24 protein-coding genes and 1 pseudogene are annotated in these 20,582 nt (G+C 72.1%); 12 read left to right on the top strand and 13 right to left on the bottom strand.

Annotated elements, in window-relative coordinates:
* Positions 1–5 precede the first annotated feature (5 nt).
* Positions 6–1,202, top strand: coding sequence for a glycosyltransferase (locus CJZ86_RS00120; protein ID WP_158219468.1), 1,197 nt, complete (start codon positions 6–8; stop codon positions 1,200–1,202).
* Here the strand turns inward: CJZ86_RS00120 and CJZ86_RS00115 are convergent.
* Positions 1,180–2,538, bottom strand: coding sequence for a glycosyltransferase family protein (locus CJZ86_RS00115; protein ID WP_094583941.1), 1,359 nt, complete (start codon positions 2,536–2,538; stop codon positions 1,180–1,182). The two genes, CJZ86_RS00120 and CJZ86_RS00115, sit on opposite strands and share 23 nt — an antisense overlap.
* Positions 2,539–2,764: 226 nt before the next feature.
* On the opposite strand from CJZ86_RS00115, the gene CJZ86_RS00110 reads away from it, so the two are divergent.
* The 3 genes from CJZ86_RS00110 to CJZ86_RS00100 all read left to right on the top strand — a co-directional run bounded on the left by CJZ86_RS00110 (position 2,765) and on the right by CJZ86_RS00100 (position 5,761).
* Positions 2,765–3,529, top strand: a complete 765-nt coding sequence (locus CJZ86_RS00110) for a hypothetical protein (protein ID WP_094583940.1) — start codon at positions 2,765–2,767, stop codon at positions 3,527–3,529.
* A gap of 18 nt (positions 3,530–3,547) precedes the next feature.
* Positions 3,548–4,591, top strand: a complete 1,044-nt coding sequence (locus tag CJZ86_RS00105; protein ID WP_094583939.1) for a glycosyltransferase family 2 protein — start codon at positions 3,548–3,550, stop codon at positions 4,589–4,591.
* An 858-nt stretch (positions 4,592–5,449) separates the two neighbouring features.
* Positions 5,450–5,761 (top strand): glycosyltransferase family 9 protein, encoded by a 312-nt coding sequence (locus CJZ86_RS00100; RefSeq protein WP_158219467.1) that lies wholly within the window; start codon positions 5,450–5,452, stop codon positions 5,759–5,761.
* Positions 5,762–5,793: 32 nt separating this feature from the next.
* On the opposite strand, the gene CJZ86_RS00095 is transcribed toward CJZ86_RS00100, so the two are convergent.
* On the bottom strand, positions 5,794–6,018 hold the full coding sequence (locus CJZ86_RS00095; protein WP_094583937.1) for a hypothetical protein: 225 nt from the start codon (positions 6,016–6,018) through the stop codon (positions 5,794–5,796).
* Positions 6,019–6,111: 93 nt separating this feature from the next.
* On the opposite strand from CJZ86_RS00095, the gene CJZ86_RS00090 reads away from it, so the two are divergent.
* The gene (locus tag CJZ86_RS00090) at positions 6,112–7,362 is read left to right on the top strand and encodes a 1-deoxy-D-xylulose-5-phosphate reductoisomerase (protein ID WP_094584189.1); all 1,251 of its coding nucleotides are present in this window, start codon (positions 6,112–6,114) and stop codon (positions 7,360–7,362) included.
* Positions 7,359–7,709 carry a (2Fe-2S) ferredoxin domain-containing protein gene (locus CJZ86_RS00085; protein WP_094583936.1) on the top strand — a complete coding sequence of 117 codons (351 nt, stop codon included), beginning with the start codon at positions 7,359–7,361 and terminating at the stop codon, positions 7,707–7,709. The genes CJZ86_RS00090 and CJZ86_RS00085 overlap by 4 nt, the downstream gene beginning before the upstream one ends.
* On the opposite strand, the gene CJZ86_RS00080 is transcribed toward CJZ86_RS00085, so the two are convergent.
* Genes CJZ86_RS00080 through CJZ86_RS00065 form a run of 4 tightly spaced genes read right to left on the bottom strand, consistent with a single transcriptional unit; the run spans position 7,684 to position 11,606 of the window.
* On the bottom strand, positions 7,684–8,715 hold the full coding sequence (locus CJZ86_RS00080) for a YheT family hydrolase (RefSeq protein WP_094583935.1): 1,032 nt from the start codon (positions 8,713–8,715) through the stop codon (positions 7,684–7,686). The two genes, CJZ86_RS00085 and CJZ86_RS00080, sit on opposite strands and share 26 nt — an antisense overlap.
* 16 nt (positions 8,716–8,731) lie before the next feature.
* Positions 8,732–10,162 (bottom strand): NAD(P)(+) transhydrogenase (Re/Si-specific) subunit beta, encoded by a 1,431-nt coding sequence (locus CJZ86_RS00075; protein WP_198960033.1) that lies wholly within the window; start codon positions 10,160–10,162, stop codon positions 8,732–8,734.
* Positions 10,159–10,452, bottom strand: a complete 294-nt coding sequence (locus tag CJZ86_RS00070; protein ID WP_015108787.1) for an NAD(P) transhydrogenase subunit alpha part 2 — start codon at positions 10,450–10,452, stop codon at positions 10,159–10,161. The genes CJZ86_RS00075 and CJZ86_RS00070 overlap by 4 nt, the downstream gene beginning before the upstream one ends.
* Positions 10,449–11,606 carry an NAD(P) transhydrogenase subunit alpha gene (locus tag CJZ86_RS00065; RefSeq protein ID WP_199297209.1) on the bottom strand — a complete coding sequence of 386 codons (1,158 nt, stop codon included), beginning with the start codon at positions 11,604–11,606 and terminating at the stop codon, positions 10,449–10,451. Before CJZ86_RS00065 ends, CJZ86_RS00070 begins: the two co-directional genes overlap by 4 nt.
* Positions 11,607–11,722: 116 nt before the next feature.
* Here CJZ86_RS00065 and CJZ86_RS00060 point away from each other — a divergent pair, with 116 nt between their 5' ends.
* Complete coding sequence (locus tag CJZ86_RS00060; RefSeq protein ID WP_198960032.1) at positions 11,723–13,204, top strand: DEAD/DEAH box helicase; 1,482 nt, start codon at positions 11,723–11,725, stop codon at positions 13,202–13,204.
* 139 nt (positions 13,205–13,343) lie between these two features.
* Entirely contained in the window at positions 13,344–13,634 is a 291-nt protein-coding gene (locus tag CJZ86_RS00055; RefSeq protein ID WP_094583933.1) for a DUF8673 family protein, read from the top strand.
* 63 nt (positions 13,635–13,697) lie between these two features.
* On the opposite strand, the gene infA is transcribed toward CJZ86_RS00055, so the two are convergent.
* The gene (gene infA, locus CJZ86_RS00050) at positions 13,698–13,967 is read right to left on the bottom strand and encodes a translation initiation factor IF-1 (RefSeq protein WP_015108791.1); all 270 of its coding nucleotides are present in this window, start codon (positions 13,965–13,967) and stop codon (positions 13,698–13,700) included.
* Between the two features lie 257 nt (positions 13,968–14,224).
* Here infA and CJZ86_RS00045 point away from each other — a divergent pair, with 257 nt between their 5' ends.
* Positions 14,225–14,845, top strand: coding sequence for a pseudouridine synthase (locus tag CJZ86_RS00045; protein ID WP_094583932.1), 621 nt, complete (start codon positions 14,225–14,227; stop codon positions 14,843–14,845).
* On the opposite strand, the gene CJZ86_RS00040 is transcribed toward CJZ86_RS00045, so the two are convergent.
* The 4 genes from CJZ86_RS00040 to CJZ86_RS00025 form a co-directional block, all read right to left on the bottom strand.
* Positions 14,814–15,032 (bottom strand): DUF8669 family protein, encoded by a 219-nt coding sequence (locus CJZ86_RS00040; RefSeq protein ID WP_094583931.1) that lies wholly within the window; start codon positions 15,030–15,032, stop codon positions 14,814–14,816. The genes CJZ86_RS00045 and CJZ86_RS00040 overlap by 32 nt on opposite strands.
* A 51-nt stretch (positions 15,033–15,083) precedes the next feature.
* Positions 15,084–16,046, bottom strand: coding sequence for an NAD(P)H-binding protein (locus CJZ86_RS00035; protein WP_094583930.1), 963 nt, complete (start codon positions 16,044–16,046; stop codon positions 15,084–15,086).
* A 64-nt stretch (positions 16,047–16,110) separates the two neighbouring features.
* Positions 16,111–16,209: a cytochrome b6-f complex subunit PetM gene (petM, locus tag CJZ86_RS00030; RefSeq protein WP_015108796.1), complete on the bottom strand. Its 99-nt coding sequence runs from the start codon at positions 16,207–16,209 to the stop codon at positions 16,111–16,113.
* A gap of 26 nt (positions 16,210–16,235) precedes the next feature.
* Positions 16,236–17,402 (bottom strand): N2,N2-dimethylguanosine tRNA methyltransferase, encoded by a 1,167-nt coding sequence (locus CJZ86_RS00025; protein ID WP_233133736.1) that lies wholly within the window; start codon positions 17,400–17,402, stop codon positions 16,236–16,238.
* A gap of 25 nt (positions 17,403–17,427) precedes the next feature.
* Between CJZ86_RS00025 and CJZ86_RS00020 the strand changes: the two genes are divergently transcribed.
* A complete protein-coding gene (locus CJZ86_RS00020) occupies positions 17,428–18,387 on the top strand; it encodes an alpha/beta fold hydrolase (protein WP_094583929.1) in 960 nt (319 codons plus the stop codon).
* Between the two features lie 88 nt (positions 18,388–18,475).
* A complete protein-coding gene (gene ilvN, locus CJZ86_RS00015; RefSeq protein ID WP_094583928.1) occupies positions 18,476–19,006 on the top strand; it encodes an acetolactate synthase small subunit in 531 nt (176 codons plus the stop codon).
* Between the two features lie 28 nt (positions 19,007–19,034).
* Here the strand turns inward: ilvN and CJZ86_RS00010 are convergent, their stop codons facing one another.
* Together CJZ86_RS00010 and CJZ86_RS00005 are read right to left on the bottom strand one after the other, a co-directional pair.
* Positions 19,035–19,766: a peptidylprolyl isomerase gene (locus CJZ86_RS00010; protein WP_094583927.1), complete on the bottom strand. Its 732-nt coding sequence runs from the start codon at positions 19,764–19,766 to the stop codon at positions 19,035–19,037.
* Between the two features lie 2 nt (positions 19,767–19,768).
* Positions 19,769–20,335, bottom strand: a complete 567-nt coding sequence (locus tag CJZ86_RS00005) for a photosystem I assembly protein Ycf4 (RefSeq protein ID WP_094583926.1) — start codon at positions 20,333–20,335, stop codon at positions 19,769–19,771.
* A 96-nt stretch (positions 20,336–20,431) separates the two neighbouring features.
* Here CJZ86_RS00005 and CJZ86_RS17670 point away from each other — a divergent pair.
* Positions 20,432–20,582 (top strand): annotated as a pseudogene (locus tag CJZ86_RS17670) (photosystem II D2 protein (photosystem q(a) protein)); the annotation flags it as partial.

Genomic DNA, 20,582 nt, shown 5'->3' with positions numbered 1-20,582 from the left:
AACTGTTGCTGATCCATCAGAACCATCCCGGCCAGTTTCGTGATCTGACACCCGCCCTCGAACGCCGCGGCCATCGCCTGCTCGGCCTGGGCGCCACACCCAGGGCCGGGGTCCCCCGGCTCCACTACGACTGGCAGGCGCCGGTGCTCCCCGCCGGGCTGGCCGACCCGCTGCTGGAGGCCAACCTGCGCCGGGCCGCCCGGGTCCAGGAGCGCTGCCTGCAGCTGCGGGGGCAGGGCTACCGCCCCGACGCCGTGATCGGCCACAGCGGCTGGGGGGAGCTGCTCTACCTGCGCGACATCTGGCCCGAGGCGGTGCTGATCGCCTACCCCGAGCTCTATGCCAGCCCGCTGCTGCTCGGCTACGGCTTCGATGCCGACCTGGGCGAACCCTCCCACGCCCTGCGGGCCCAGTGGCGCCGGGGCAACCTGATGGGCCTGGCGGCGGTGGCCGACGCCGACGCCTGCGTCGTGCCCACCCGCTTCGCCCGCGACACCTTCCCCCCGGACCTGCGCGGCCGCTTCCAGGTGCTGCACGAAGGCATCGCCCTGCCGGCCCCCGCCACCGGAGCCATCAACCTGCGGCTGGAGGGCGGCCCGACCCTGACCAAGGGGGATCCGGTGATCACCGTCGCCAGCCGCAACCTCGAACCCCTGCGCGGCTTCCGCAGCGTCCTGCGGGCCCTCCCCGCCGTGCTCGCCGCCCGGCCGGACGCCCGGGCCGTGATCGTGGGCGGCACCGACAGCGGCTACGGAGCGCCCTCATCCCATCCCGACGGCCACAAGGGTGAACAGCTGGCCCTGCTCGGCCACCAACTGCCCCTGGATCGGGTCCATTTCCTGCCGCCCCTGCCGCACCGCGAGCTGCTGGCCCTGTTCCGCATCAGCGCCGCCCACGTCCACCTCACCTACCCCTATGCCCTGTCCTGGAGCGTGCTGGAGGCGATGGCCTGCGGCGCCCTCGTGGTGGGCTCCGACAACCCGCCGCTGGACGAGGTGATCCAGCACGGCCACAACGGGCTGCTGGTGCCCTTCAACGAACCCGACCGGCTGGCCGAGGTGTTGCTGGCGGTGCTCGCCGATCCGCCTGCTTTCGCGGCGATGGCCGAAGCCGGCCGCGCCACCGTCGCCGCCCGCTACGAGGTGAACCGGGCCGCCGAGGCCTTCGAGGCCCTGATCCTCAGCCTGCGGCTGCTGCCCTGAACGCCGCCGCCGCCTGCAGCACCGCCGCCACCACCGGGAGCCAGTCGCGATCCTCGCCCTGGCGGAACAGGCGCAGGCTCGGGTACCAGGGGCTGTCCTGGCGCTGCCGCAGCCAGCGGGGATCGGCGCTGAAGGGGAGCAGCACCCAGGCCGGATGGCCCATGGCACCGGCCAGGTGGGCCATGGCCGTGTCCACCGTGATCAGCAGATCGGTGCTGGCCAGCACCCCGGCGGTGGCCAGAAAGTCGCCGTCCTGGGGGATGGCATCGCCGAACAGGGGGGCCACGGGCTCCGCCATCTCCCGGTCTTCGCCCTGCTGCAGCAGCACCGGCTCCCACCCCTGCGCCACCAGCCCCTCCACCAGCCGCACCAGGGCGACGGCGGGCAGGGTGCGCTTGCGGTACTCCCGCCGGGTGAAGCCGTCGGCGAGCTTGCGGCCGCTGGCCCAGGTGAGACCCACCCGTGGCGGCCGGCCCCAGCCGTCGGCGGGCATGGCCGGGGCCAGCCCCCGCAGGTAAGTCCCCCGACCATCCGGCCCCGGGGGCTGGGGACAGGGGGCCCCGCCGAGGGCCGCCGGAAGCGACAACAGGCTCACCAGGTCCCTGGCAGGGGCTGGCTCCGTCCCGTCGCCGCCCGAGCCATCTCCGTCAGGATCGTCCCCGCCCGTCGCTGGCCTGGCGCGCACCTCCGGCGGCTGGGGCAGCCAGGCCAGACCCCGGCGCAGCAGCGCCACCAGCGACGGCTCCACCTCCAGCACCACCGACTGGCCCCGGGCCGTGGCCTGCTCAAGCAGCGGGGGGATCCAGCGCAGGTACTGGAGGCCATCGCCCAGGCCCTGCTCGGTGCGCACATGCAGCACCGGGGCGCTGGCCACCACCGCCGCCACGCCACCCTCCGGTCCGGGGGCCATGCCGGGCAGCTCGAAGCGGCGTTCGGCCAGGGCATAGGCCTCGTCGTAGGACTCCAGCCCGATCAGCAGGGCGGCATGGTTGCAGGCCAGGGCCGGGCCATCCCCCCGCTGGCGGCTGGCCCGGAAGGCCCGGTCGGCCGCCTCGAAGCGGTTCAGATCCCGGAGGCTGTTGCCCAGGCCCATGAACGGGGCCGGGCTGTCCGGCTGCAGCAGGGACGCCCGCCGGTAGAGCTCCAGGGCCTCCTCCGGCTGATCCGAGAGCCAGAGGGCATTGGCGGCCCGCAGCAGCAGCGGAGCCGGCGCGTCAGCGGTGCCGACCAGCTCCTGATAGATGCAGGCGGCTTCGCACCATTCCTGCCGGCGCTCCGCCGCCTCCGCTTCCTGAAGGACCTGATCCAGGTCGAAATCGCCGGGAAGGACTGACATGACAGGAATCCTGAACCGGCAACCAGGCTGCGGCAACAATGTATCTCCTGAAGGCCTTGGTGCAGACAGCATCGATGCAACAAAGTCAGAACAAAGTCGGCTTTAAGGTTTCAACCTTTCGTGGTGAATTGTTCAAGAAGTATGACGGAAAACGAAGCCTGGGATACACATAACCCCCAAACCAGCCCCCTAGGGTCTCGATCAAATAACCGGCATCTTTTGTCGAATGGCTTCCTCCGATACCCTTTCGATCTTCGTGCCGGACCCCGGCACGACGCTCACCCAGACCACGAGCAGCGGCGCCCGGGTCTTCACCAGTCAGACCGGTGACGTCACCAACTCGCGGGTCTTCCCCAACAAGGGCCGCAGCATTGAGGATGTCGGCATCAGGGAGTCCTCCTCCGGTGACACCCGCACCACGTTTTCAGGTGCTTCCAAGGACACCTCCTACCTCGGAAACGCCGATGACAACACCGTTGTCTTCACTGGTGACGCCAGAAACACGTCCATCAGCACCGGCGCTGGTGACGACACCCTGATCGCCACCGACATCAACAGAGGCACCATCTCCCTGGGCAGTGGTGACAACACCGCCATCACCGGAGCCCTGAAGAACACCACCTTCACCGCCGGCAGCGGTGCCGACAGTTTCACCATCAACGACAGGGCCGATTCCGTCCGAATCAGTGCCGGTGCCGGCGACGACACCCTGATCTTCGGCGGCAGGGTCTCCGACTCCACAGTCCTGCTCGGCCAGGGCGCCGATGTGCTGGACTTCTCCGCCCGGGTGCAGAACACCTGGATCGATCTCGGCAACGATGCCAACGTCGATCAGGTCTCCTTCTTCAGCAAGGGGGACATCGGCAGCGGCACCCAGATCTTCGGGGCCGGCGATGGCGACCTGCTCATCATCGGCGGCGAAGAATACGTCTTCGATGACAGCCAGACGGCCTTCATCTCCACCAAGGGCGACTCCATCACCTTCGGCTGATGACCCCAGCAGCCACCCGTGGTCACCTTGGAACAGGCCCGATTCGCCCGTAACTACGTCACCTGCCTGGAGAAGGGGGACCTGGCCGCCGCCAGGTCCCTGCTCCTTCTCTGGAGCAAGACCTACTTCTCGGACCTGCCCGCCTCCCCCAGCCGCCGCGATCTCACCAATCCCGACCTCTGGGGCTGCCTGGCCCAGTACGCCTCCCTCAGCGGAGACCGTTCCCCCGTCGACGACTACTGGCGGCGGCTGGATGGCATCACCCCCTACACCCCAACAACGGGCGCCATCCCGCTGCTGGGGGTGCCGATCCTCAACCGCCCCGATCTGCTGCAGCGCCTGCTGGACAGCCTCGACCACCCCGTCGAGACCCTCGCCATCGTCGACAACAGCATCGGCTCCGGGCTGGCCGACAGCGACGCGCTGCAGCGGCTGCTGGCCCGGCTGGAGCGGCAGCCCCCCGCCGGCGTCGCCCGGGTGCGGGTGGCGCGGCCCTTCGGGAACCAGGGAGTCGCCTCAAGCTGGAACGCGATCCTCACCTCTTTTCCGGAGGCCGGTTTCGCCCTGCTGGTCAACAACGACGTGGTCTTCGCCCCGGGCGTGCTGGCGGAAGTGGTTGGGCGGATTGACCCCTCCCGTGCCCAGTTCCTGCCGCTGCTGCCGGCCCCCCAGGAGTTCTCCGCCTTCGCCCTCACCCCGGCCGCCTGGAATCGGGTGGGCCTGTTCGATGCCAACTTCCACCCGGCCTACTGCGAAGACCTCGACTACGCCGAGCGCCTGCGCGGCTGCCCCACCATCGAGTGGATCGCCCCGGAGGCCCTGCAGCGGCGGCAGCAGCAGGCCAACCCCGTCGCCAGCGCCACCATCGCCAGCGACGCCCGGCTCAAGGCCTGCAATCGCACCACCTTCCTGCTCAACAGCCTCTGGCTCCACAGCCGGCGACGTCTCGACCAGCCCCACCGCGGCACCTGGATGCGCCGCTGGCTGAGCCAGTGGGACCTCGAAGCGGCCCCTGCACCGGCCCCTGAACCCGTCGGTCCTGTCGGCGCGGGGCGGCCGTGAACACCCTGCCCCGCCTGATGCGCCGCTTCCGGGACGAGGATCTCGGCCCACGGCCCCGGATCGTGGTGCTCGGCGCCGCCAAGCTGGGCAACTATGTGGTGCTCCAGCCGCTGCTGCGGGGACTGCGCCACAAGTATCCCGATGCCCTGATCACCTACGTGGGCAGCCAGCGCACCCGGGAGCTGGAGCGGCTCAATCCCTGGATCGACGCCAGCCTTCCCCTGGCGGAGCAGGGCCCGGCGGCCCTGCCGGCCCTGCGGCAGTGGCGCCGGACCCTCCCGGAGCAGGGACGGGGCGACGGGGTGGATCTGGTGATCAACGCCGACGGCCACGCCTCCCACAGCCCCGCCTGGGCCCAGGCCCTGGAGCCCCGTTTCGTGGTCGGAGCGGCGCCGATCCCCGACGGCGACCACCCCCTCCACGCCCTCGCTCTGGATCCCCACTGGGCCAGTCCCTCCCTGGTGGAGCGCTACCGCGGCTGGATCGGCAGCAACAGCATCCGCGAACTGCACTGCCGCATCGCCTGGGTCGACACGGAATTCGAGCGGCTGGAGCTGCCCGCCGAGCCCGCCCCCCCCGGGCTGCCGCCGGTGCTGATCGCCGTGAACGGCGAGCGGCCCGCCAAGCTCTGGCCCCTGGAGCACTGGCTGGTCCTGCTCGAGCGCCTGCACCGGGAGATGGGCCTGCCGGCCGGATCGATCGGCCTGATCGGCGGCCCTCCCCCCGCCGAAGCGCGCCGGCCGGGCGACCGGCTCGAGCGGGCCCTGCTGGCCCGCACCGGGGTGCGGGATCTGCGCGGGCGCCTCAGCCTGCCGGCGCTGGTNGGGGGCCCTGGCCCGCAGCCGGCTCTGCATCGCCGTGGATTCCGGCCCGCTGCACCTGGCCGCCGCCGCCGGCTGCCCCACGGTGGCCCTGTTCGGCACCGACGCCGACGGCATCGGTGCCAGCCCCCGGGATCTCTGGGCCCCCCGGGCCGACCACGTCTGGGTCAGCCGCAGCCGGCAGCGCTGCGGCGGCTGCCTCCAGGTGCGCTTCGAGAACCCCGCCTGCCCGCTGGAGCGTCACGCCTGCATGGACGGCCTGCCGCCCGATGCGGTGTGGCCCCTGGTGCAGCAGGCCTGGCAGCGGAACGGGACCCGGAACGGAGCCCCCTGCGACACGCCCGGCTGAACGCCGCCGGGACGCCCTGCACCCCTCGGCCGTCACTCAGGCTGCTTGCCCGCCATCAGGGTTTCGATCTTGCGGATCCGCTGCAGGGTGGTCTGCCACACCTCCAGCTGGAAGGCCCGCTCCCCGTCGCCCGCCGCCACCGCCCGGCGGCAGTCCTCCACCAGCGCCTCCAGGTCCTCACGGCGCTCGAAGGCTTCCCAGAGCTGGCGCTCGATCCGGGCCCGCTCGATGAAGTTCCAGCGCTGCAGCCACGACATGGGAAGGGATCGGTGTGGCCCCAGTTAAGCCAGCGGGGACGGCGGCCGGGGATGGGACACTGGGAGGCCACGAACCCGATGGGGGAGCCGCGCGTGAAGGCCATCAGCGTTCTGGGCTCCACCGGATCGATCGGCACCCAGACCCTGGAGATCGCCGAGGAGTTCCCCGACCGCTTCAAGGTGGTGGCCCTCACCGCCGGCAACAACCTGGATCTGCTGGTGGAGCAGATCCTGCGCCACGCGCCTGAGGTGGTGGCCCTGGCCGATGCCGGCCGGCTCGGCGAACTGGCGGGCCGCCTGGCGGACCTCGAACCGGCCCGGCGTCCCGCCCGTCTGCCCGAGCTGCTGGGGGGCTCCGACGGCCTCTGTGCCGCGGCGGCCTGGGCCAGCGCCGATCTGGTGGTCACAGGCATCGTCGGCTGCGCCGGGCTGCTGCCCACCCTGGCCGCGATCCGCGCCGGCAAGGACCTGGCCCTGGCCAACAAGGAAACCCTGATCGCCGCCGGCCCGGTGGTGCTGCCCGAACTGCAGCGCAGCGGCAGCCGGCTGCTGCCCGCCGACTCGGAGCATTCAGCCCTGTTCCAGTGCCTGCAGGGCACCCCCTGGGCGGACACCGCCCGCCTCTCCACCGGCGTGCCGACCCCGGGTCTGCGGCGGATCCAGCTCACCGCCTCCGGCGGCGCCTTCCGCGACTGGCCCGCCGCCGATCTGGCCAAGGCCACGGTGGCCGACGCCACCAGCCACCCCAACTGGAGCATGGGCCGCAAGATCACGGTGGATTCGGCCACCTTGATGAACAAGGGGCTGGAGGTGATCGAGGCCCACTACCTGTTCGGCCTCGACTACGACCACATCGAGATCGTCATCCACCCCCAGAGCATCATCCACTCGATGGTGGAGCTGGCCGATTCCTCGGTGCTGGCCCAGCTGGGCTGGCCCGACATGAAGCTGCCCCTGCTCTACTGCCTCAGCTGGCCGGAACGGCTGGAAACCCCCTGGCGGCGGCTCGATCTCACCGCCGTGGGCCAGCTCACCTTCCGCGCCCCCGACCGGGAGAAATACCCCTGCATGGCGCTGGCCTACGCCGCCGGCCGGGCCGGAGGCACCATGCCGGCGGTGCTCAACGCCGCCAACGAGCAGGCGGTGGCCCTGTTCCTGGAGGAGGCGATCCCCTTCCTGGCCATCCCCGAGCTGATCGAGCGGGTCTGCGACCGCCACCGCGCCGATCACCACGGCACCCCTTCCCTCGACGACGTGCTGGCGGTGGACGGCTGGGCCCGCCAGGCCACCCGCGAAGCCGCCGCCGCGCACCGCAGCCACCCGGCGCCGGCCCTGCCGGCGTGAGCGGGGTCCAGCACCACCTGCTGCTCTGCGCCACCCCCACCAAGGCGCTCTGCGGCGATCCGGCCGTCGGTGCGGCCAGCTGGAACCGCCTCAAGCAGCTGGTGCGGGACCTGGGCCTGGAGGACCCCGGCCGTCCCCAGGGGGTGGTGCTCCGCACCAAGGCCGACTGCCTGCGCGTCTGTTGCGAGGGCCCGGTGCTGCTCATATGGCCGGAAGGCCTCACCTACGGGGGTGTCACCCCCGAGCGGATCGAGCGCATCGTCCACGAGCACGTCATCGGCGGGGTGCCGATCGAGGAGTGGATCGTGCGGCGCACCCCCTTCAGCCGTCCCCTTCCGCCTGACTGAGGCGCTTCAGCCAGCTCACCGCCAGGCGATCGGCCCAGCAGGCCGGTCCGTCGCCGGGGGCATGGAAGCCGTTGTGGCCGCCATGGGGCGTGATCACCACCGTGGGAACCGGTGCTGCGCCGGCGCCGGCGCGGCCGGACAGCGCGGCCGCCAGCTGGCGCAGCGGACTGGCCGGCACCCAGGGGTCGTCGCCGGCATGGAGCAGCAGGGTGGGGGGCAGGGGCCGGCCCGCGATCAGGGGCGCCAGGGGGCTGGCGGCGTCGTAGTAGGCGGCCACCGAGCCGAAACCCCAGCGCGGGGCGGTGATGGCCGCATCGAAGGCCCGGATCGTCCGGGCCCGGCCGGGTCCCGCCAGCGCCCGGCGTTCAGCCTCCTTCAGCCCGCCCGGATCGGCCAGGGTCTGCTCCCGCAGGCGCTGCATCAGCCAGCGCTGGTACACCCGGTTGCGGCGGCGCTCGAACTGGACGGCGCAGACATGGAGCTCCAGCGGGCTGCTGACACAGACCAGGCCATCGAAGGCCAGCCCGGCCAGGCTGCCGTTGAGCAGCACCGTGCCGCCCAGGGAGATGCCGGCGCCGAACAGAGGCCGGCCGGCGGCGAGCTGCCGGGCCAGGGCCACGGCGGGGCGCAGATCCTCGTTGCAGCAGGCGCAGTAGGTGCCCCGGGCGAGCGGCCGGCCCCGCCCGGCCCCCCGCAGGTTGAGCCGCAGCACGGCGAACCCCTCGGCCACCAGGGCCAGGGCCAGCCGGCGGGGGCCGGGGCCGTCACTGGAGCCCCCCAGCCCGTGCATCACCAGCACCAGGGCGGCCGGCGCGGCGCCGGAGGGGCGGTCCAGCAGCCCCAGCAGCTGGCCGCCATCGGCCAGGGGGATGGTCAGCGGTTCGGCCCGATCGGGGGGGAAGCGCTGGGGACGCAGGGTGTCCCGCAGGGTCTGCAGATCCCCCCCGATCCAGGGGGAGCGCTGGCGGAAGGGGCTCAGGCCGAGGTGGTCCGGGAGCTGGGACACGACCGGGGCCCCACCCTCAGGCCGCCACCTTCACCTTGCCCACGCCCATGGAGCGGAGCTCGCTGAGCAGGCCGTTGAGCACCGCCTTGGCATCCCCGAACACCATGGCGGTCTGGGGCATCTCGAACAGGGCGTTGTTGATGCCCGCATAGCCCGCACCGAGGCTGCGCTTGACCACGAACACCTGGCGGGCCTGGTCCACCTCCAGCACGGGCATGCCGTACAGGGGGCTGGTGGGGTCGTTCTTGGCCTGGGGATTCACCACGTCGTTGGCCCCCAGCACGATCACCACGTCGGTGCGCGGGAACTCGGGGTTGACCAGATCCATCTCCAGCAGCTGCTCGTAGGGCACGTCGGCCTCGGCCAGCAGCACGTTCATGTGGCCGGGCATGCGTCCTGCCACCGGATGGATGGCGTAGCTCACCTCCACCCCATGGCTCTCGAGCAGCTTGGCCAGCTCCCGCAGGGAATGCTGGGCCTGGGCCACGGCCAGGCCGTAGCCCGGCACGAACACCACCCGCTCGGCCTGCTCCAGGGCCATGGCGCATTCCTCGGCGCTGCAGCTGGTGATGCGGGTGTAGCCCGCCTCGCTGCCGCCGCCGCCCACGGCCCCGGCGCTGGCCCCGAGGGCACCGCCGAAGAGCACCGACACCAGGGAGCGGTTCATGGCGGTGCACATCACCTGGGTGAGGATCAGGCCCGCCGCCCCGACCATGGCGCCGGCCACGATCAGCAGCTGGCTGCCCACCACGAAGCCGGCCGCCGCCGCCGCCACCCCGGAATAGGAGTTGAGCAGGGAGATGACCACCGGCATGTCGGCCCCGCCGATGGGCAGGGTGACGCCGATGCCCAGCAGGGTGGAGCCGCCGATCAGCAGCCACAGGGGCAGGCCGCCGGGATCGCCGGGCAGCAGCAGGGCCGACACCAGGCAGAGCACCGCCAGGGAGATGTTGACGCCGTGGCGCAGGCGGCTCTGGGTCCAGCCGGGGGTGTCCAGCCAACCCTGGAGCTTGGCCATGGCCACGATCGAGCCGCTGAAGGTGATGGCACCGACGAACACGGACACGGCGATCGACACCAGGGCGACGATGTCGGCGTCACCGGTGTCGAAGATGGCCACCCCCATGGCCACCAGCAGGGAGGCCATGCCGCCGCAGCCGTTGAACAGGGCCACCGTTTCCGGCATGGCGGTCATCGGCACCCGGCGGGCGGTGAACAGGCCGGCCAGGCCTCCGGCGGCGCTGCCGGCGGCGATCCAGAGCCAGGCGATCGGATCGGGGCGGATCTGGATCAGCAGGCCGACCACGGCCAGCCCCATGGCCAGGGCGGCCAGGCCGTTGGCCCCGCGCGCCGAGCTCACCTTCGAGAGACCCTTGATGCCGAGGGCGAGCAGGAGAACGGCCGCCAGATCGATGCCGGCGGCGAAAGCATCCATGGAGAAAGTCATCGGCTGTCGCCCTTGCGGCGGAACATGGCGAGCATGCGATCGGTGACGAGGAAGCCGCCGATCACGTTGTAGAGGGCGAAGCCCAGGGAGAGGGCTCCGATCACCAGCAGGGCCGTGTTGTCCCCGGCCTGCTGGATGAGGGTGAGGGAGGCCAGCACGGTGATGCCGCTGATGGCGTTGGCCCCCGACATCAGCGGGGTGTGCAGGGTGGGTGGCACCTTGCCGATCAGCTCCAGCCCCAGCAGGCTGCCCAGCAGGAGCACCCAGAGGGACTGCGTCAGAAGGCTCATGAACGGGCTCCGATGGGGGACAGGCCGGCGGGCTGGACGATGTCGTCCCGGCGGCAGACACCGGCGTGGGTGAAGAGGCAGCCGTCGAGGATCGGATCCTCCGGATCCAGCCGGAAGCCGTCCTCCCCGAGCACGTGCTCGATGAGGGCGGCGATGTTGCGGGCGTAGAGGGCGCTGGCGTGGTTGGGGACGGTGCTGGGCAGGCCGTCGGCCCCGATCAGCAGCACGCCCCGGCGCTCCACCGTGGCCCCTGGGATCGTGCCGAAGCAGTTACCGCCCTGGGCCACGGCCAGATCGACCACCACCGCGCCTGGCCGCATGCCGTCGAGCATCGCCTCGCTGATCAGGCGCGGCGCCGGCCGGCCGGGCACCAGGGCCGTGCAGATGACCATGTCGGCCAGGGCCAGCTGGTCGGCCAGCTGCTGGCGCTGGGCCGCCAGGAAGGCCTCGCTGGCCTGGCGGGCGTAGCCCCCCACCTCGGCCGGGGCCTCCTCCAGTTCGGGTGGGTCGATGAAGCGCCCGCCGAGAGATTCCACCTGCTCCTTCACCGCCGGCCGCACGTCCGAGACGTAGACCACGCCCCCGAGGCGGCGGGCGGTGGCCAGGGCCTGCAGGCCGGCGACGCCGGCCCCCAGGATCAGCACCCGGGAGGGCTGGATCGTGCCCGCCGCCGTCATCAGCATCGGCACGTAGCGATCGAGGGCGGCCGCCGCCAGCAGCACCGCCTTGTAGCCGGCGATGTTGGCCTGGGAGGAGAGCACATCCATCGACTGGGCCCGGGTGATCCGGGGCAGCAGCTCGAGGGCGATGGCGGAGGCCCGCCGGTCGTTGAGGGTGTCGACCAGAGCCGTGGCGCCGTAGGGGGCCAGCAGCCCCACCAGCAGGGCCCCGGCCTGGAGGCGGGCCAGCGCCTCCGGACGCGGGGGCTGGACACAGAGCACGGCGTCGGCCATCTCCCAGTCCCTGGCCTCCCCGTCCCACAGGTCGGCACCCACGGCGGCGTAGTCGGCGTCGAGGAAGCCGGCCGCCTGGCCCGCCCCCCGCTCCACCTGCAGGGTCGCCCCCTTGGCCACCAGCCGCCTGACCGTTTCGGGGGTCGCGGCGACCCTCCGCTCACCGGGAGCCGTCTCCCTGGGAATCAGCAATTTGACCAACGCGAGGCCACCCACACTTCTTCCGCGATAGACAGACCCGCCGCTGACGGCAAGCAACCGTCAGCCAATGTGCGGACACGCCCACCCGGCCCTGGACGGCCCAGCAGAATCGATGGATGGCGCCACCGTCCTTCGATCTGGGTCTGCGCCGCCAGGCCGGGGCTCCCGGCACCTCGCCGGCGGCCGGCGGCCCCGAACCGCGGGCCTGGCAGCGGCGCCTGATCCAGCTGCTCCGGGCCCGGCTGGTGGCGGCGAGCCCCGGCGGCCAGGACGTGCTGCTCCACGCCGGTCCCGGTGCCGGCAAGACCCTGGGGGCCCTGCTCGCCTTCCGGCAGCTGCAGCGGGAAGGGCGGCTGGAGCGGTTCGTGGTCTTCTGCCACCGCAGCGCCATTGGCCGCCAGTGGGTCAACGCCGCCGCCCGCCTCGGCCTGGACCTGCGGGAATGGGACGCCCCGGGGGGAGCCCCCCCGTCCCCCGCCGGCCAGGGCCTGCTGCTCAGCTACCAGGCGGCGGCCCTGCACCGCCTGCGCCTGGAGCAGGAGCTGGGCGGCCTGCTGGCGGGCCGGCCCTGGCTGGCGATCGCCGACGAGGTGCATCACCTGGGCGTCGATCCCCTGGAACCGGAGGCAACGGCCTGGGGCCATGCCTTCGGCAGCCTCAGCGGCGGCGCCCGGCTGCGGCTGGGGCTGACCGGCACCCCCTTCCGCGCCGACAACCTGGGCTTCTGTGCCGCCCGCCGGATCCGGATGCACGACCAGGACGGGCCGGCCGAGCGGATCATCCCGGACCTCTGCGTCGAGCCCCGGGCCCTGATCGCCGCCGGTGACGTGCGACCCCTGGAATTCCGCTTCCAGGACGGCTGGGTGGAACACGGGCGTCCGGAGGATGGCCGAGAGCGCGAGACCTCCCCCCTGTCGGCGGAGCAGCGGGAGAGCTGGCGGGCCCGCAACCTGCGTCGGGCCATCCGGCCGGGGGATCGGGGCGGGATCGCCCTGCGGCTGCTGCTCCAGGCCCGCCGCCGCCTGGAGCGGGTGCGGCTGGAGCATCCGGGGGCGGGCGGGCTGGTGGTGGCCCGCGACATCGGCCACGCCGGCGCCATCGCCGACCTGCTGGCCCAGGAGGGGGACCGGGTGCACCTGGTGCACTCCCAGGATCCGGAGGCCGCCCGCCACCTGGCGGCCTTCCAGGCCGGAGACGCCGACTGGCTGGTGAGCATCGACATGTGCGCCGAAGGCTTCGACGCGCCGCGGCTGCGGGTGGTGGCCTACCTCACCACCGTGGTCACCCGCAGCCGCTTCGTGCAGGCGATCACCAGGGCCGTGCGCATGGACGGGGATCGCTCCGGTCAGGAATCCATCCCACGGCGACCGTCCTACGTGTTCGCACCGGCCGATCCGCTGCTGATCGGCTACGCCCGGGGCTGGACCGTGAGCGAGCCCTACGTGATCCGCCCGCGCCCGCCGGAGACGGCCGCCGCCGGGGGCAGCTCACCGGGCAGTGGCGAGCGCCTGCCCCTGCAGGCCCTGGCGGACGACGCCGGGCGGATGATCAGCGTCAGCGGCCCCGTGCTGCCGAACATCGGGCGCCGGTCGGCCTGAAGTCGCCCATCGGCTTAATTTTTGGCTTTGATTGGCTTGTTGCAGGCGCTTTTCCTGCAACGATGTGACAACCAACACCGTCGTTGCGCCCACCAGCCGCCAACGTGGGCACCACAGGACATCCACCGAGATCACCCCGATGGACAGGCCAAGAGACGACGCCAGCGATCACGACGGTTTTTCCGATACCCCCCTCGATGCGGCCGTGCATCGACGTGTGACCGTGGCCGTCTGCTGGGCCCTGGCCCGGCGGGCCGCCCTGGACGGCCGTGAGCTGTTCGAGGACAGCTACGCCATCAACGAGGAATTCCGTGAGTGGCTCCTCACCCTTGAGGACCACCCCGAACTGCTGCAGGCCAACGTGCTGATGGTGCCCAGGGACCTGCACCTGGATCGCCGACCGGAAACCGACGGACTGCTGGAGATCTGAGGTCTCCGGAGATTGAACGTCTCCGAAGTTCTGGGGGCGGGGAGCTGGCTGGCCGGGCCGGGCTCAGCGGCGCCGGGGACCGCCCGGGCGGTTGCCGCCGGGCCGGGGGCCGGTGGCGCCGGCATTGCGTTCCCGGTAGGTGATGCGCCCCCGGGTCAGGTCGTAGGGGCTGATCTCGACCAGCACCTTGTCGCCGGCCAGAAGCTTGATGCGGAACTTGGTGAGCTTGCCCGCCGCCCGGCAGAGGCACTGGTGACCGGCAGGCTGCTCAAGGGTGACGAGGTAGAACCCGTTGCCCTGCTCCTTTTCGATCACACCGGACGTTTCGATCATGCGGGAAGGCTGGCGTAAGGACAACAACAGTCCACCAGCTTAGGCGCCTAGCGTGACCCACCTCCCGGCGCCAGCCCCGACGCCGGGTCGCCCCCCGCCACACGCAGGCCGGGTGCGGAGCGATAGGGTCGACCGGCCGCCCACCTCCAGACCCCCATGATCCTTCCCCCCATCGCGATGGATCTGGGCCTGCTGCTGATCTCGATCGGCGTGGTCAACCTCTGGCGGGCCAGGGAAAGCTCCTGACTGCGGAGGCGGTGAGCACCACCCTGCTCTTCCACAAGCCCTACGGGGTGCTCAGCCAGTTCCGGCCCGAACCCGGCAGCGCCTGGAGCACCCTGGCGGACCACATCGATCGCCCCGGCGTCTACGCCGCCGGCCGGCTGGATGCGGACAGCGAGGGACTGCTGGTACTCACCGACGATGGCCGTCTCCAGGCCAGGCTCACCGATCCGGCCTGGGGACACTGGCGCCGCTATCTGGTGCAGGTGGAGGGAATCATCACCGAAGCGGCCCTCAACAGCCTCCGCCGGGGGGTGATGGTGAAGGGACGCCGCACCCTGCCGGCCCGGGCCAGGGCGGTGGAGGACCCAACTCTGCCGGAGAGGGATCCGCCGATCCGGCACCGCCTGCGGGTGCCGACGGCCTGGCTGGAGGTGGAGCTGAGGGAGGGGCGCAACCGGCAGGTGCGGCGCATGACCGCGGCGGTGGGCCTGCCCACCCTGCGCCTGCTGCGCACGGCGATCGACCTGATGGATGGGGGCCCGCCGCTGGATCTGGCCGGGCTGGCCCCTGGGGCCTGGCGGGAGGTGAGCCCCGGGGAGCGGCAACGGCTGGTGGCGCTGCTCAGACCGTCAGGGCGTCCTTCAGCTCCCTGACGGTCTGCAGCTGGCCGTAGTAGTAGTTGGCCCGGGCACGGCGGTCGGGATCCTCGAGGGTGTCGAAGGCATCGAAGCCCAGGGAGGCCCAGAGCTCATGGCCGCAGGCGCGCGTCAGTTCGGCGATCGCCTCCTCCTCCAGGTTGGCCAGACGCCGCTGCAGGTTCTTGATCTGGGAAATCGCCATGGCCGCCGCCAAACGCTGCAATAGTACACACGAACTGGCGGGCCGGGCCGCTCAGAACGGCAGCTTCTTCTTGGCTTCCTTGTCGAGGTCCGACTCCATCTCCCGCAGGCGCCGCAGGATCGTGTCGTAGTACTCCTTGAGGTAGTCCTCCAGGCGGGTGGTCTCGGCCTCATCGAGGCCGAAGGCGGCATAGCTGGCCTCCATCGGCGCGGTGAGGGGCTCGCCTCCCCCCACCACCTCGGCGAAGGCGAGGCGCTCGGCCACGTTCAGGCTGGCTTCGAAGAATCCCGTGATCGCCTGCATCAGCTGCAGCAGAACCGGTGGTACCCGGAACACCCGGGCCTCGCGGCCGCTGTAGCGCTCGCAGAGCTGGGTGATCTCCCCGGTGGTCCAGGCCCGGGGACCGACGACGGGGAACGCCTGCCGGACCGTCTCCGGACGCTCCAGGGCGGCCACGGCGAAGCGCGCCACATCCTGGGTGTTCATGTAGGCGATCGGGGTCGGGGCCCCGCTCACCCAGACGGTCTGGCTCTCCAGCACCGGGATGGCGAACTGGCTGATCAGGCCCTGCATGAAGGCGACGCAGCGCAGGATCGTGTAGTCGAGGTCGGAGGCCTCGAGCCAGTCCTCCGTGCAGGCCTTGATGTCCATCAGCGGCACGCTGCGGTGGCGGGCCGCATCGAGCAGGGAGACGAACACCAGCCGGCGCAGACCGGCCCGGCCACAGGCCGCGAACAGGTTCTGCTTGCCGGCCCAGTCGATGTCGTAGGCACTGCCGCCGTCGGTGGCCCGGGCCGTGGCGGCGTCGATCACCGCCTCCTGGCCCTCGAGGGCGTAATCGAGGCTGTCGGGCTCCAGCAGGTCACCGCGGGTGAGGTCGCAGCCCCATTCCTGGAGAAAGGCGGCCTTGCGCGGCGATCGCACCACGCAGCGCACGACATGGCCCGCGTCAAGGGCGCGACGGGCGATCTGGCGACCGAGGGTTCCTGTTCCGCCGATGACAAGAACCTTCATGGACCCCAGCAAAGGAAGCGGGCTGAGCCTAGTGGTGCGTCCGGCGCCGGCGCGATCCGGGACTTCAGTCGTTCAGGAGCTTGAGCAGCAGGGCGCCGCCCGCCAGGCCGACGGGGATCAGCACCCAGAAGATGGCGGCGGTGCCGAAGATTTCAGAGGCCATGGCCCGGACAGGGGGGAACGGGATACCTATCTAGCAGCCGTCGCGGCCACCAGGCCCCGGGCCGCGGCCACGATCACCGGCCAGGGGGCCTCACTGCGCAGCTGGGCGGCCATCACGCCGCTGGCGGCGGTGGCGAACCCCTGCGCCGACAGGGCCGCCACCAGGTCGGCCAGCGGCGGGGGGCCCTGGCCCAGCCGGCGGGCAATGGCGTCCACGGGCCAGCAGCGGGGCGTGGAGGCCGGATCGGCCCGGAGCCGCTCCAGCAGCCGCCGGCCCGGGCGATCGAGGTGGGCACCGCCGGCCTCGGCCTCCTGGAGCATGGTCGTGAGCGTGGCGGGATCCTGGAGGGGGCCGATCCAGAGGGGGCCGCTCACCGCCAGGGGCGGGGCCTCACCGGATGGCGCCCCGGGGCAGTCGCAGGGCCGCCACCGCCCCAGCCGTCCCAGGCTCTGCACCTGCTGGTCCCCGCAGCCGTGGCAGTGGGCCACCAGGCCCAGGTGCCCCTCCTCGCCGCGGGCGGGGTGGCGTTCCAGCCGCAGGGCGGTGCGGAAGGCCCGTCCTTCACTGAAGCTGAGCAGGGGGGTGATGCCGCGGCCCATCGCCCAGGCGCTGCGGGCCAGCAGCCCCAGCTGCAGGCGCAGGGCGATCTCCCAGCTGGCGGGGTGGGCCCGGGCGGCGGCGCCGAAACGGCGCAGCGCGGCCCGGCGATCGTGGCCCGTGGCCGAACGTCCATCGGTGCTGGCCAGGTAGAGCACCCCGCCGAAGGCCACCGCCTCGAGGGCCAGGGGAACCAGGTCGGCGGGACAGCCGAAGGCGTCGAGATCCACCAGCTCGAAGCGGCGCCCCTCGACCAGGCAGCCCGCCAGCAGCTGCTGGGCCGTGGCGGCACCCACCTGCCTTTCCACCGCCGCCGGCAGGCCGGCGAGATTCCGCTCCAGCAGCGGCAGCCGGTCGGGGTCGGCGTCGTTGGCCCACACCGCCGTGGCGCCCCCTTCGAGGCCATAGCGGAGGGCCCGGATGCCGCAGCCCGCCATGCCGTCGAGCACCCGCACGGGCCCGCCCGCCGCCCCGACGGCCAGGCTCCGGACCAGCAGCACGCCGAAGTCCCTGGCCGGCCGGGAGGCGGGCCGGAAGAATCCGTCACCGGTCTCCAGCACGGCCGCCCCTTCGCAATAGTGATCAGGTCCGCTCACGTCCGGATCCTTGCCGCAGCCATCGGTGTCGTCCGCCGACCCCCAGCCTGCCTCCGGGGAGGGCCCGGCGCCGGAGGGGGCCGACTGGGGGGAGCACGCCCTCTGGCACTGGAAGGGCCACGGCTGCCACTGGCGCCGCCTTGGGGACAGCGGGCGGCCGGCCGTGGTGCTGCTGCACGGTTTCGGGGCCGGCAGCGGCCACTGGCGCCGCAATGCCGGTGCCCTGGCGGCGGCGGGGTGGTGCGTCTACGGGCTCGACCTGATCGGCTTCGGCGCCTCCAGCCAGCCGGGGACGCACCGCCATCAGGCCCTGGACAACCGCCTCTGGTCCCGCCAGGTGCAGGCGTTCCTGGCGGAGGTGGTCGGCGGGCCGGCGGTGCTGGTGGGCCACTCCCTCGGCGGCCTGGTGGCCCTCACCTGCAGCGTGTTCTCCCCCACCTGGGTGAGGGCCGTGGTGGCGGCCCCCCTCCCCGACCCCAGCCTGCTGATGGCCCAGCGGCGCCCGCCCCGGCGCCGGCCCTGGCGGCGGCGCCTGAAGCGGCGGGGGATCCAGCTGCTGCTGCGGCTGCTTCCCCTGGAGCTGGCGGTGCCCCTGCTGGCCCATTCCCCGTTGCTCGACCTGGGCATCCAGTCGGCCTACCACCACCCGGTGATCGGTGACCAGGAGCTGCGGCGGGTGATCGCCCGCCCCGCCAGGCGGCCCGGCGCGGTGCGGGCCCTGCGGGCGATGAGCATCGGCATGGCCCTGCGGCCGCATCGGGCCACGGCCGTCTCGCTGCTGCAGCGGCCGGGGCGGCCCACCCTGCTGATCTGGGGGGGCCAGGACCGGCTGGTGCCTGTGGAGGTGGCCCGGCAATGCCTCGGCCTGCGCAGCGACCTCGTCCTGCACGTGATCGCCCAGTGCGGCCACTGTCCCCACGACGAGACCCCCGACGCCTTCCACGGCGCGGTGCTGCCGTGGCTGGAACGCCTGGGGAACGGCTGACTCCAGGGCTCACCCCGGCGCGTAGTTTTGGGAGGACCATTCCGGTCGCCGTTCCGGTCCCCCGCAGCACTCCGCTCCCGACCCCGACATGAAGCACACCCTCTCGGTGCTGGTGGAAGACGAATCGGGGGCCCTCAGCCGCATCTCCGGTCTGTTCGCCCGGCGGGGCTTCAACATCGAGAGCCTGGCGGTGGGGCCGGCCGAGCACCGCGGCATGTCCCGGCTGACGATGGTGGTGGAAGGGGACGACCGCACCCTCGAGCAGATGACCAAGCAGCTCAACAAGCTGATCAACGTGCTCGGCGTCATTGACCTCTCCACCATTCCCGCCGTGGAGCGGGAGCTGATGCTGCTGAAGGTGGCGGCACCGGCCGAGAACCGCGGCGCCATCTTCGATCTGGTGCAGGTGTTCCGGGCCAAGGTGGTGGATGTGGCCGACGATGCCCTCACCCTCGAGGTGGTGGGGGATCCGGGCAAGCTGGTGGCTCTGGAGCGCCTGCTCGAGACCTACGGCATCCTCGAGATCGCCCGCACGGGCAAGGTGGCCCTGGAGCGGGCCTCGGGGGTGAACACCGAGCTGCTCAAGGCCACCGTCTCCGACAAGCGGGTCCCGGCCTGAGGGCAGGCCGGTTCCGCCGCAGGCGAGCTCAGGGCTTCTTGTTCTGGACCAGGGTGCCGCCTTCGATCACCCGGGCCCTGATCAGCTTGTCCCCCTGCTGGATCCGGTCGATCACGTCCATCCCCTTGCTGACCCGGCCGAACACCGCGTAGCGGCCGTCCAGCTCGGGCAAGGCCTGCAGGGCCACGTAGAACTGGGCGCTGGCCGAATTGGGATCGTTCGAGCGGGCCATGGCCACGGCGCCGCGCTCGTGGCTGAGGGCCAGCTGGCGGGTGACGGTCGGTGAGGTGATCTCCTCCCCGTAGCGGGGTTCCTGCTCGCCGTCGAGCTTGAGCTCCAGGGGAATGCGCCGGGACTCGCCACTGGCTGGGTCGACGAAGCCGCCCGAGCCGTAGTCGCTGGCGGGCACCTTGGGATCGGCGCTGCTGGGGTCACCGCCCTGGACCACGAACGGGACCGGCTCCTTCACCACCCGGTGGAAAACCGTGCCGTTGTAGACCCCGCGGCGGACGAGATCAACGAAGTTTCCGGCCGTGAGCGGGGCCGCCGCCCCATCGAGGGTCAGCTCCACCGGCCCCTTGCTGGTCTCCATCGCCACCACGGCCGTGCCCTTGAGGCAGGGGGTGGTGGCCGCTTCGCAGCCCATGGGTCGGTTGCCGGTGTCGGCGGCGCAGGCCGCCAGGCCGAGGGGCGTCAGGCCCAGCAGCACCAGAAGCAGCAGGCGCCAGCCGAGGCCGGCGGCTTTCGTGGCGGACCGCATCGTCAGATGCCCTCCAGGGGGACGCCCAGGAAACGGGCCAGGCGGGCACCGGCCAGCTCCAGATCCGCCAGGGGCATCGGCTCACCCACCCGGGTCAGGGGCATGTCCCTTCGGCCCTGCACCCGCAGGGCCAGCCGTCGCTGGGGACTGAGGCCGTCCCGCACCTCCACCTTCACCGCCTGGATCTCCCGCAGGGGGATCACCACCTCGATCAGCTGGCGGAAGCCGCGGCGGCTGATGCGAGCCTCGCCGGCCTTCCGATCGAAACGGTTGAGGCCAGAGCCCACATCGATGCTGATCACGAGCCACAGGTAGGTGGCCAGCAGCAGCGCCGCCACGCCGTAGAGCCCCATCACCAGCCCCTGCGGCACCCAGACCAGGGCAGCGGGGTGGCCGATGGGCAGCAGGTCACGGCCGAACCGGCTGGAGGCGCTGGTGAGCACGAAGCCGATGCCACCGATGGTCACGGCCGCAGCCACCAGCAGGTTGGAGAGACGCCGGGAGCCGAGCACCGGCTGCTCCAGCACCTGCTCGTCGGCCGAAGGGGAAGCGACGCCGGGCGAAGCCATGCGGTCAGAGGGGGCGATGGGCCGCCATCCTGCCGCGAAGCGTGCCGGAGGCGTCAGTTTCAGCCCATGTCGCCCGGCGCGGGAGGCGGATCAACGTTGTTACCATCCCCCGGTAACCCACAGCCCTGCGGGTCATCCGCACCGCTTTCACCCATGACGATCGCCCTAGGGCGTGCACCGGCCACGCGTGGATGGTTCGACGTCCTCGACGACTGGCTCAAGCGCGACCGCTTCGTTTTCGTGGGGT

The sequence above is a fragment of the Synechococcus sp. BO 8801 genome (assembly GCF_002252675.1).
Taxonomy (GTDB): Bacteria; Cyanobacteriota; Cyanobacteriia; order PCC-6307; family Cyanobiaceae; genus Cyanobium.
Note: the sequence above shows the minus strand (reverse complement) of the source record. Positions and strands in the feature narration are given on the sequence as shown.

Excerpts from the sequence above, each read along its gene's own strand:
- CJZ86_RS00075 (WP_198960033.1), bottom strand. The coding sequence starts at position 10,162 with ATGACTTTCTCCATGGATGCTTTCGCCGCCGGCATCGATCTGGCGGCC.
- CJZ86_RS00040 (WP_094583931.1), bottom strand. The coding sequence starts at position 15,032 with ATGGCGATTTCCCAGATCAAGAACCTGCAGCGGCGTCTGGCCAACCTG.
- CJZ86_RS00035 (WP_094583930.1), bottom strand. The coding sequence starts at position 16,046 with ATGAAGGTTCTTGTCATCGGCGGAACAGGAACCCTCGGTCGCCAGATC.
- CJZ86_RS00095 (WP_094583937.1), bottom strand. The coding sequence starts at position 6,018 with ATGTCGTGGCTGCAGCGCTGGAACTTCATCGAGCGGGCCCGGATCGAG.
- infA (WP_015108791.1), bottom strand. The coding sequence starts at position 13,967 with ATGATCGAAACGTCCGGTGTGATCGAAAAGGAGCAGGGCAACGGGTTC.
- CJZ86_RS00005 (WP_094583926.1), bottom strand. The coding sequence starts at position 20,335 with ATGGCTTCGCCCGGCGTCGCTTCCCCTTCGGCCGACGAGCAGGTGCTG.
- CJZ86_RS00115 (WP_094583941.1), bottom strand. The coding sequence starts at position 2,538 with ATGTCAGTCCTTCCCGGCGATTTCGACCTGGATCAGGTCCTTCAGGAA.
- CJZ86_RS00070 (WP_015108787.1), bottom strand. The coding sequence starts at position 10,452 with ATGAGCCTTCTGACGCAGTCCCTCTGGGTGCTCCTGCTGGGCAGCCTG.
- CJZ86_RS00110 (WP_094583940.1), top strand. The coding sequence starts at position 2,765 with ATGGCTTCCTCCGATACCCTTTCGATCTTCGTGCCGGACCCCGGCACG.
- CJZ86_RS00010 (WP_094583927.1), bottom strand. The coding sequence starts at position 19,766 with ATGCGGTCCGCCACGAAAGCCGCCGGCCTCGGCTGGCGCCTGCTGCTT.
- ilvN (WP_094583928.1), top strand. The coding sequence starts at position 18,476 with ATGAAGCACACCCTCTCGGTGCTGGTGGAAGACGAATCGGGGGCCCTC.
- petM (WP_015108796.1), bottom strand. The coding sequence starts at position 16,209 with ATGGCCTCTGAAATCTTCGGCACCGCCGCCATCTTCTGGGTGCTGATC.
- CJZ86_RS00060 (WP_198960032.1), top strand. The coding sequence starts at position 11,723 with ATGGCGCCACCGTCCTTCGATCTGGGTCTGCGCCGCCAGGCCGGGGCT.
- CJZ86_RS00055 (WP_094583933.1), top strand. The coding sequence starts at position 13,344 with ATGGACAGGCCAAGAGACGACGCCAGCGATCACGACGGTTTTTCCGAT.